This window comes from uncultured Ilumatobacter sp. (assembly GCF_963980585.1).
Taxonomy (GTDB): Bacteria; Actinomycetota; Acidimicrobiia; order Acidimicrobiales; family Ilumatobacteraceae; genus Ilumatobacter_A.
In genome coordinates, this window is the sequence record NZ_CAXCAM010000010.1 from 68,870 (window position 1) to 78,711 (window position 9,842).

9 protein-coding genes are annotated in these 9,842 nt (G+C 63.4%); 7 read left to right on the plus strand and 2 right to left on the minus strand.

Going from position 1 to position 9,842, the window contains the following annotated elements; all coding sequences use genetic code 11:
* The first annotated feature begins 6 nt into the window (after positions 1-6).
* Positions 7-1,272, plus strand: a complete 1,266-nt coding sequence (locus ACH2DW_RS05295; RefSeq protein WP_394928670.1) for an MFS transporter — start codon at positions 7-9, stop codon at positions 1,270-1,272.
* Between the two features lie 258 nt (positions 1,273-1,530).
* Here ACH2DW_RS05295 and ACH2DW_RS05300 read toward each other — a convergent pair whose 3' ends face one another.
* Positions 1,531-2,460 (minus strand): DUF6576 domain-containing protein, encoded by a 930-nt coding sequence (locus tag ACH2DW_RS05300; RefSeq protein WP_394928671.1) that lies wholly within the window; start codon positions 2,458-2,460, stop codon positions 1,531-1,533.
* A 114-nt stretch (positions 2,461-2,574) separates the two neighbouring features.
* On the opposite strand from ACH2DW_RS05300, the gene uvrC reads away from it, so the two are divergent.
* The gene (gene uvrC / locus ACH2DW_RS05305) at positions 2,575-4,491 is read left to right on the plus strand and encodes an excinuclease ABC subunit UvrC (protein WP_394928672.1); all 1,917 of its coding nucleotides are present in this window, start codon (positions 2,575-2,577) and stop codon (positions 4,489-4,491) included.
* Position 4,492: 1 nt separating this feature from the next.
* Here the strand turns inward: uvrC and ACH2DW_RS05310 are convergent, their stop codons facing one another.
* A complete protein-coding gene (locus ACH2DW_RS05310) occupies positions 4,493-5,395 on the minus strand; it encodes an LLM class flavin-dependent oxidoreductase (RefSeq protein WP_394928673.1) in 903 nt (300 codons plus the stop codon).
* 37 nt (positions 5,396-5,432) lie between these two features.
* Between ACH2DW_RS05310 and ACH2DW_RS05315 the strand changes: the two genes are divergently transcribed.
* The 5 genes from ACH2DW_RS05315 (at position 5,433) to rapZ (ending at position 9,793) form a co-directional block, all read left to right on the plus strand.
* The gene (locus ACH2DW_RS05315) at positions 5,433-6,167 is read left to right on the plus strand and encodes a class I SAM-dependent methyltransferase (RefSeq protein ID WP_394928674.1); all 735 of its coding nucleotides are present in this window, start codon (positions 5,433-5,435) and stop codon (positions 6,165-6,167) included.
* A 31-nt stretch (positions 6,168-6,198) separates the two neighbouring features.
* A complete protein-coding gene (locus ACH2DW_RS05320) occupies positions 6,199-7,206 on the plus strand; it encodes an NAD(P)-dependent oxidoreductase (RefSeq protein ID WP_394928675.1) in 1,008 nt (335 codons plus the stop codon).
* Positions 7,203-8,078 (plus strand): amidohydrolase family protein, encoded by an 876-nt coding sequence (locus ACH2DW_RS05325; protein ID WP_394928676.1) that lies wholly within the window; start codon positions 7,203-7,205, stop codon positions 8,076-8,078. Before ACH2DW_RS05320 ends, ACH2DW_RS05325 begins: the two co-directional genes overlap by 4 nt.
* A complete protein-coding gene (locus ACH2DW_RS05330; protein ID WP_394928677.1) occupies positions 8,078-8,863 on the plus strand; it encodes an SDR family NAD(P)-dependent oxidoreductase in 786 nt (261 codons plus the stop codon). The genes ACH2DW_RS05325 and ACH2DW_RS05330 overlap by 1 nt, the downstream gene beginning before the upstream one ends.
* Before the next feature lie 84 nt (positions 8,864-8,947).
* A complete protein-coding gene (gene rapZ, locus ACH2DW_RS05335) occupies positions 8,948-9,793 on the plus strand; it encodes an RNase adapter RapZ (RefSeq protein ID WP_394928678.1) in 846 nt (281 codons plus the stop codon).
* Positions 9,794-9,842: the final 49 nt, after the last annotated feature.

The window sequence follows — 9,842 nt, forward strand, 5'->3', positions numbered from 1 at the left end:
GCAGCGGTGACGGAGACGCTTGAGCAGGCCAGCGTCGACCGGGCGGAGTTGCAGCGCCGCACCCTGAACTCCTTGCGGCTGGCACAGGTACCGGGCCAGGCTGCTGTGGCGGGCATGGTCGCAGTGGTCACTCTGTTGGCGAGCGACCTCCTTGGCTCAGATCGTTTGGCGGGGATTGGCACGGCATCGTTCACGCTCGGCGCCGCGCTTTCGATGGTCCCGCTGGCGGCTTTCATGCGGCGTCGCGGAAGGCGACCGGGCATGGCCGGTGCGCTGCTGATCGGTGCCGCCGGATCGGCCATCGCGGCCACCGGTGGACAGCTCAGGTTCTTCCCGCTGTTCGTCATCGGCATGGTGTTGTTCGGGGCTGGTCAAGCCTCAACATTGCAGGGCCGATATGTGGCAGCAGATCTCGCTGAGCCGGACCACCAGGCGACAGCAATCGCCGCAATCGTGTGGATCGGCGCGCTCGGAGCGATCTTCGGTCCGCTGCTGACGCCCTTCGAGAAGGTAGTCGCTGAGAGCGTCGGGCTTGACGAGCTCATTGGACCGTTCGTCTTTGCGACCCTCTTCTTCTTGGTCGCCGCTGCGGTGGTCTGGACGCGGCTTCGGCCGGACCCACTCGCGGTGGTCGGCGGGATCAACCCGAACGCGACCAGAACGCGTCCGATCAAGCAGGTGCGCGCGTCCGTCGGTGTGATCGCCCGATCGTCCAATGCGAAGCTGGGCTTCGCAGCGATGGCGATCTCCCAAGCGGTGATGGTCGGGGTGATGACGATGACTCCGCCGCATATGAAGGACCACGATCACGCGGACTTGTCGGCATTTGTCATCGCCGTGCACATTGTCGGCATGTACGGCCTGGCTCCCTTTGTCGGCCGCACCGTCGAGCGCATCGGTCGAGTCCGTTCGATTCAGATCGGAGCCGTCGTACTCGGCTGTGGAACGTTGGCGACGGTGCTCGCCGGATATGTGCCCGCATTGATGTTCGTCGGTTTGTTTTTCCTCGGACTGGGTTGGAACATCGGCCTGATCGGAGGTTCGACACTCCTCACGACGTCGGTGCCCGTTGAATCAAAGGTTGAGGTACAGGGCACATCGGATCTCACGATGAGTTTCTGCGGAGCACTTGCCGCGTTCAGCTCTGGCTTCGTCAAGCAGTCGTTCGGGTTCCATTTGCTCGCCAATGCTGGGGCGGTGCTCGCTGCCTGCCTGCTGGTCTATGCCTGGCTCACCGCGGCCCGTTTGCGAGCAACCCCAACCCCCGCTTGACACAGATGACGTTCATCCCCGGTCGCGCGGGTTGCGATCATCAAGAAATTGTCAGCCACGAACGCGATGACGTTGCCCTCCTCGGGCGAGGGAGTACGTCATCAGGATGCTGCGCGGTGGCGTCGTAGTCGGTGTGCCTGGGCCAACTCGTCCATCGACGCAGCGAACCTCAATTCGTACGTATTGCGACTGAGGCGCGTGACGTCCCAACCGAAGACGATGCCCCCTACCGGTGGGGGACAACGTCATCGCGGTGGGTCAGGAGTTGCGGAGGCGTTTGCTGAGTTCGTTGAGGCGCTTCTTTTCGGCGCCGCTCAATGAGTCCATACCGTTGGCGCCGATCTTGTCGAGCAAGCCGTCGAGTTCTGCCTGATCAGACGCGGACGGACCGACTGGCGGCGCGGTGGGGGCCGGAGCGTTCTGCCAGGGGCCATCGACGACGCTTCCGCCACCGGAACCGCGCGACCCGCGTGAGCGCTTCTGCTTTGGAGCCTTGCGCCGCTTTGGTGAGCCACCCGAACCGTTGCCGACGCTGGACAGATCAATGTGTGGAATTGGCCATCCGGTGGCAAGACCGAGCGAACGGCCAGCGACGAGCGCAGCGGCCACCGAGATGAGCAGGAAGAGCACTGCGCCGCCTGCGCGGGAACCGGTGAACTGGAGCAGACGGAGCAGCGTGAAGACGCCAGCGATCGCCCAGAGCGGCACGACTTCAAACCATTTCACGCCCGGGTAGGTGGCGGCGTAGACCCAGATGCCGCCGAGGAACAGCGTGCCGAGCCCGAGGTCGGCGCTCGTGAAGTCGAATTCGTTGTTGATCGCCCCGAGCACCGTCAGAGCCACGGCCGGGATGATGGTGGTGGCGAGGACCCACATCAGGAAACGGTTGCGTCCAAACAGTGCCTCGACTTGCTGGCCGAACAACCAGAAGAAGACGACGCCGAGCAGCGCGAAGAAGTCTGGTGGCTCCGCGATGGGCCAGGTGATGATGCGCCAAACCTCGCCGTTGCGGACCTCGGGAGCGAAGAAGACCAGCTTGAAAAACGCGGTTTGACTCGCCGCCCACAGAAACATCGTGGCGATGGCCAGACCGCACATGATGTCGGTCGTGGTCACGTCGTATTTGCCTGCACGGAACCATCCGTCGTTCGGGCGCCGGCGGAACATCGCTTGCATGTAGTCGGACATCGGCGACCACGGTACCTGGCGAGATCGAGACAGACCCAGCATCCCGGGACTGCTGCATCAATGAGGTGGCCGATGGCCTGCACGGCGAGTCGGCGGGTGGGGCACAATGTGGTCGTGATCAAGCGTCCACCAGCAGGCACGATCCCGGAAGCGCCGGGTTCGTACCAGTTCAAGGATCGCAATGGTCGCGTCATCTACGTCGGCAAGGCATCGAACCTGCGTCAACGCCTGTCGAACTACTTTCAGAATCCGCGCAACATGCACGCTCGTACGGCGCAAATGGTGCGGACGGCGGAGTCGGTTGAGTGGACCATCGTTGCGAACGAAGTCGAAGCGTTGATGCTGGAGTACAGCCTCATCAAGCAGCACGACCCTCGATTCAACGTGCGGCTCCGCGACGACAAGAGTTACCCGTTCCTCGCTGTGACATCGAGTGAGCAGTGGCCGCGCGCCCAGGTGATGCGCGGCCGCAAACGGAAAGACACCCGCTACTTCGGGCCGTACGCCCATGCATACGCGATCCGCGACACACTCGACCTGTTGCTGCGTAGTTTCCCTGTCCGGACCTGTACACAAAGCAAGTTCAACGAGCACGAGCGACTCGGCCGGCCGTGCCTGCTGTTTCACATTGAGAAATGTTCCGGACCGTGTGTCGGCGAGATCGACGAGATGCCCTACCGGCAGCTCGTCACCGAGCTGTGTCAGTTCCTCGACGGTGACACCGACGAGATCGTCAATCGGCTCGACGCCGACATGAAGCAGGCAGCGACCAACCTCGAGTTTGAACAGGCCGCTCGACTGCGCGACCGGCTCGAAGCGGTGCACAAGGCAATCTCGAAGCAACAGATGGTGGCCGACAAGAACGAAGATCTCGATGTGATTGGAATCGCCGAAGATGAACTTGAGGCGTCGGTGCAGATGTTCTACATCCGCAAGGGCCGAGTCGTCGGCCGCAAGGGGTTCATTCTCGACAAGGTCGAGGACCTCACGCCAGGCGGGCTGATCAACCGCATCCTCGAGAACCTCTACGGAGAGGAACCGATTCTCGGCGTTCCCAAGCAGGTGTTGGTGCCGTATGAGGCGGATGACCGAGCCGTGTACGAAGAGTGGCTCGAACTCGCCCGGGGCTCGAAGGTGCAGATCCGCGTGCCGCAGCGCGGTGACCGGGTCACGCTGCTCGAGACGGTCACGCGCAATGCGAAGGAAGAGTTCACGCGGCACCGGATGAAGCGGGCCAGTGATCACAACACGCGCAGCCGTGCGCTCACCGAGCTGCAGGACGCGCTCGAACTGCCCGAGGCCCCGTTGCGGATCGAGTGCTACGACATGGCCCACATCCAGGGCACGAACTACGTCGGCTCGATGGTCGTGATGGAAGACGGATTGCCCGCAAAGCGCGAATACCGCCGGTTCAAAGTCAACGAAGTTGGCTCAGTCGTCGGTGGGCAGAGCGATGATTACGCCGCGATGGCTGAAGTGGTGCGTCGCCGGCTGCAGGCCTACCTCGACGAGCGTGACCGTCCGGTCAGCGAACGCACGGGCCCCGATGGCGAAGGTGTGGAAGGCAAAGAACGCAAGCCCGGCAAGTTCGCCTATCCGCCGCAACTCCTCCTTGTCGACGGTGGCAAGGGCCAGGTCAGCGCGACGTACCAAGTCGTGCAAGAACTCGGTCTCGCCGACGAGATTCCCGTGGCCGGTCTGGCGAAGCGATTCGAGGAGATCTACGTGCCGGGGCGGTCGGAGCCAGTCGAACTACGGCGGGGGAGCGAAGCGCTGTTCATGCTGCAGCGCATTCGCGACGAGGCGCACCGCTTCGCCAACACGTTTCACCGCGAACGCCGGAGCAAGTCGATGACGGTCAGTGCCCTCGATGACATCGCCGGCATGGGCGAGGTCCGCAAGAAGAAGCTGCTCAAGGCGATGGGTGGCATCACCAAGGTAAAGCAGGCGTCATTGGAAGAACTGCAGGCACACAGCTTCTTGCCCGACGCCGTCGCCGAAGCCATCCGCGCCAAGTTTCACAGCGAGTGACTCAGTCGACGTTGGGGATGATGTCGTCGCGGAAGCGGGCGTAGGCGTCGAGGCGTTCCTCTGCGGTGCCGCCCAGGGTGAAGTCGGGGACGATGACTTCCTTGAACCCGATCGCGGCGTACTGGCCGAGGGCATCGATGATCTGCTCGTTCGAACCGGCGATGGAGCGGCTTGCCATCGGGCTTGCGGCGATCTTGTCGACGTCGCCGTCGAGGAAGAACATTGCCTGCACCGAGGTGTGTTTGGCGGTGGCGTCGACGTCAACCGACTCGCACGCTCCGACGAAGTCGGCGTGCCGTTCGGCAGCGAGTTCGGGAGCACCCCAGGTATTCCAGTCGGTGGCATGGCGGGCGGTGATCTTCAGCATGCGGGGGCTGCCCGTCCCCACGGCGATCGGCAGCGGGGACTGGACCGGTTTGGGCTCGCATGGCGCGTCGGTGAAGTCGTAGAAGTTGCCCTTGAAGGTCGTGTGATCGTTGGCGAGCAATGACTTGATGATCTGGATCGACTCTTCGAACCGGCCGACGCGTGTCCCGGGCGCCTCCAATTCGATGCCGTATGCGGCATGTTCATTGATCTGCCAGCCGGCGCCGAGGCCGAGCACGAACCGTCCGTTCGAGAGCTGGTCGAGGGTTCCGGCGCGGTTTGCCAGCAGCGCGGGGTGATGGACCGAGGTCGGTGACACGAGCGGCCCGAGCCGGACCCGCTGGGTGACCGCTGCGACAGCCGGCAGCACGGTCCAGCACTCATGAACTGGACCCGGCTTCAATGACTCGTCACCGGTGTTCTCCATGTAGTGGTCCGCGTACCAGAAGCAGTACCAGCCGTCGTCGTCGGCCATCTTCGCGAGGTCGAGCACCTCATTCATCGGTCGGCTGGGATTGGGCCACACGGAAAACAACATCCCAACACGGTAGGTGAGTCGTGCGTAGCCTGCGCGAGTGGACGAGCAGAACGAGAACCTCTGGGAGGATCATGCCGGCTGGTGGATCGATGGATTCACCGACGGGGCTGATCCTGAGTACGAGGAGCAGATCCTGCCGATGGCGGGAGCGGAATTGGAGGGTGCTCGACATGTACTTGACATCGGCTGTGGTGACGGTCAAATCTCGCGTCTCGCTGCAGCGCAAGGGAGCACGGTGGTCAGCATCGACCCGACATGGAACTGCGTGCGAGTTGCCGCCGAGCGCGGAGGCGGTCCAGCCTTCGCTCGAGCGGGTGCGGCCGCATTGCCCTTCGCTGACGAGTCCTTCGATGCGGCCGTCGCGTGCTTGGTGTTCGAACACATTGATGACGTCGACGATGCCATCGCCGAGGTGGCGCGGGTGCTCGAACTCGGCGGACGCTTCTGCTTCTTTCTCAATCATCCGATTCTGCAAACGCCCGATGCCGGCTGGATCGACGATCACATCGTTGACCCCCCGGAGCAGTACTGGCGCCTCGGTCCGTATCTCGTGGAGGCGTCGACGGTGGAACAGGTGGAGAAGGATGTGTTCATCCGGTTCATTCATCGGCCGATGTCGCGCTACGTGAACGCCTTGGCCGAGCATGGTCTTGTGATTGAGCGGATGGTCGAGCCGTCACCGCCGCCGGGCTTTTTGGCTCGGTCTGAGTCCTATGCAGCCGCGGCAGCATTCCCTCGGCTGCTGTACTTCCGTCTTCGCAAAATGCGATGACCGCCGAACGGAGTGACCGGACGGCGTCAGCGTGGGAGACTTGGTCGGCGTGAAGGTGTTCGTGACCCACAGCCCGGAGGACCTTGATGCGTACTACGCCCGAGCTCTTCCAGATCTGCAGGCGATCGCAAGGGTCACGCTGAACCCATTCGATCGCGACCTTTCGACCGAGGAGTTGATCGAAGCGGCGGCCGGGTGCGACGTCATCGTCGCGCACCGAGCAACCGGCGGGGACGCCGCCGTCTTCGAGGCTTTGCCAGACCTCAAGGCATTCTTGCGCTGCGCGGTTGACATCAGCACGATCGATGTTGCAGCCGCATCGTCGCACGGCGTGCTCGTCGCCCGCGCCGCCAAGAGCTTCGTCGCCTCGACGGCCGAGCTCGCCCTCGGACTTCTCCTGGCGACCTCACGCCATATCGCCACATCGGTCGTGGACTATCGCAGCGGGACCGAGCCGCCGCAGCGCCCGGGTCTGCAGCTGCGTGGCCAGACTGCGGGGATCATCGGGTACGGCGCGATCGGTTCGTACCTTGCCGGTCTGCTCTCAGCGATTGGCATGGAGGTGCTTGTCGCCGACCCGTTCGTCGATGAGGTTGAGGCTCCGGCAGTGCGGGTCGGATTTGGTCAACTGCTTGCTGAGGCAGACGTCGTGTTCCCGCTCGCCCAGGCGACAGCGGACACGGAGAACATGATCGGGGCGGCCGAACTCGCAGCGATGAAGGCAGGCGCAACCCTGATCAACGTCTCGAGAGGCGAGCTCCTCGACGAGGGCGCCGTGCGCAGTGCGCTCGATTCGGGACACCTGCGCGCTGTCGGTTTGGATGTCGGCCGGGCTGCTGATCAACGTCCAAGCGCCGCTCTGGCGGCCCACCCGCAAGTCGTGGCAACGCCACACCTCGGAGGGCTCACTCCACAGAACGCGGATGCTCAAGCGGCGAGTAGCGTCGAACAGGTCGGCGCAATGATCGCCGGCTTGATTCCGCCACGGTCGGTCAACGCTGAAGATGCTCGTCGTCTCCGCGAGTACTGGTCGCGATGAGCGAGCTGTCTCTGCCCGCATCAGGCCAGCCGGTCACGGCGATTCAAGGGAGTTGCGACACGCACCTTCATTTTTACGATCATGCGTTTCCCGCGTCGTCGACCGCTCTGCTTCACCCGCCCGACGCGACGCCTGACGAGTATCGAAAGGTTCAGCGGCTGCTCGGACTCGATCGGCTCGTGATCGTTCAGCCGACGACCTACGGCTTGGATAACAGCTGCCAGCTCGACGCGTTGGCGTCGTTCGGCGAGGCGGCGCGAGGTGTGATGGTCGTCGACTCGTCCACCCCTGTCGCCGAGCTGAGCCGCCTCACCGACCTCGGTGTGTGCGGGGCTCGCTTTCACATGCTTTCCGGGGGTGCGGTTCCGTGGTCGATGCTGGACGACGTCGCCGCGCGGATTGCCCCATTTGGCTGGCACATCCAAGTGCAGCTCAACGGTCGCGAACTGGCTGGCCGCCGCGAGCAGCTTCTTGCGTTGCCGGTTGATGTTGTCATCGACCACGTCGGTCGCTTCATGCCGCCGGTCGACGTCGGCGACCCGAACTTTGCAGCGCTCATCGATATCGCGCAATCGGGACGCGGATGGGTGAAGCTGTCTGCTCCGTACGAGTCCTCGACCGAGCCGGTCACCGATTCTGCTCAAGACCACGGTGATCTCGATCCGCTGCTCGACGCGCTGGTCGAGGCCGCACCCGACCGCTTGCTGTGGGCATCGAACTGGCCGCATCCAGGCCAGCCGAAGCAGCCGTCGCCGGGAACGCTTGCAACGCAACTCGAACGATGGGTGCCCGACGCTCACACGCGGCGCCAAATCCTCGTCGACAACCCTGACCAGCTCTACTTCAATGACACACCTGCATGGAGATACTGATGAACGTCCCAAACACTGCCACCTACGCCACGTACCCCTCGCTCGTCGACCGAACCGTCTTTATCACCGGTGGAGCCGACGGCATCGGCGCCGCGATCGTTGAAGAATTTGTGCGGCAAGGAAGCAAGGTCGGTTTTGCTGACATCAACGCGGCCAAGGGGGTCGAGACGGTTGAGCGATGCGCGGGCTCGGACCCGCGCCATACCCCACGTTTCTACGAGGTGGACCTGGTCGACATCAACGCGACGCAGGCAGCGGTGCGCCAGGCGCAGGCCGACCTCGGAGGGCTCACGGTGCTCGTCAACAACGCAGCGAGCGATGAACGTCATACGTGGGAAGAGTTGTCAGCAGACGATTGGGACGACCGTATGAACACGAACCTGCGGCACTACTTCTTCACGATCCAAGCCGCAGCGCCTGGGATGATCGAAGCGCAGAACGGATCGATCATCAACATCGGGTCAAGCAGCTACATGATGCAGGAAGACTTCTTTCCGGGCTACGCGATCGCCAAGTCGGGGGTGGAGGGAATCACGCGCACGCTCGCTCGCACGTTTGGGCCCGACAATGTGCGGGTCAACACGGTGCTGCCCGGATGGGTCGCGACCGAAAAGCAGCTGACCAAGTGGTGGAGCGAGGAGGGCGAGGCAGGGACGTTGCGCGATCAGGCAATCAAGCGGCGCATTTACCCGGCAGAGTTCGCCCAAATGGTGTTGTTCCTCGCCGCAGACGACGGCGCTGCATGTTCTGCCCAGCAGTTCCTGGTCGACGGCGGTCGTCGCTGACGACTTGGTGCCTGGCACCATCTGGTCCTGGTCGGAGCGCGACCGGACACAGACGTCGCATCGAGATCGGTATCCTGCAGGGCGATGGCTGAGATCGTGCTCATCTCCGGTTTGTCGGGAGCGGGGCGGTCAGGCGCGGCAGACGTGCTTGAAGACCTCGGTTGGTACGTGGTCGACAACCTGCCGACGGCACTCGTCGACACGATCGTCGATCTGGCCGCCAAACCAGGCAGTGAGATCTCCCGGCTTGCACTTGTCGGTGGCCGGGATCACGAAAATGTGTTGCCGAAGGTTGCCAAGTTGCGCGCAGACGGCCATCGGGTGCGGCTGCTCTTCCTTGATGCGAGCACCAAGCAGCTCGTCAAACGGTACGACGCCACTCGGCGTCGCCACCCGCTTGCCGGTGAAGCGGCTGGACTGGTCGAATCGATCGAGCTCGAACGATCCGAACTTGATCCTGTCCGCGGCGCGGCGGACCTGGTGATCGATACGACCGATCTCAACGTGCACCAGCTGAAGGATCGAATCCTTCATGCGTTCGACACCGGTACCGAGTCGCGGTTGCAGGTCGCCGTGGAGAGCTTCGGCTTCAAACATGGCTTGCCACTTGATGCTGACATGGTGCTCGACGTTCGATTCCTGCCCAATCCGCATTGGGATGAGGCGCTGCGGCCACTCACCGGTCACGATCCGAAAGTCAGCGGCTACGTCCTCGAGACGTCGGCTGGGAGCGACTTCGTCGACCGCATCGACGAGCTTCTCGCCTCGCTGCTCCCGCAGTACGAGGCCGAGGGTCGGAGCTACCTGACGGTGGCGATCGGGTGCACTGGCGGACGACACCGATCGGTGGCGGTCACTGAAGAACTGGCCGCTCGGCTCCGCGCTCGAGGCGTCGCAGTGCGTGCCAAGCATCTCAATCTGGCGAGCTGACACGCGTCGACCCAGCAAGCTGACGCCGCCGTCGAATCGCGGAACCGTG

Coding starts and splice junctions, on each gene's coding strand:
- ACH2DW_RS05300 (WP_394928671.1), bottom strand. CDS start 2,460: ATGTCCGACTACATGCAAGCGATGTTCCGCCGGCGCCCGAACGACGGA.
- ACH2DW_RS05310 (WP_394928673.1), bottom strand. CDS start 5,395: ATGTTGTTTTCCGTGTGGCCCAATCCCAGCCGACCGATGAATGAGGTG.
- ACH2DW_RS05325 (WP_394928676.1), top strand. CDS start 7,203: ATGAGCGAGCTGTCTCTGCCCGCATCAGGCCAGCCGGTCACGGCGATT.
- ACH2DW_RS05330 (WP_394928677.1), top strand. CDS start 8,078: ATGAACGTCCCAAACACTGCCACCTACGCCACGTACCCCTCGCTCGTC.
- rapZ (WP_394928678.1), top strand. CDS start 8,948: ATGGCTGAGATCGTGCTCATCTCCGGTTTGTCGGGAGCGGGGCGGTCA.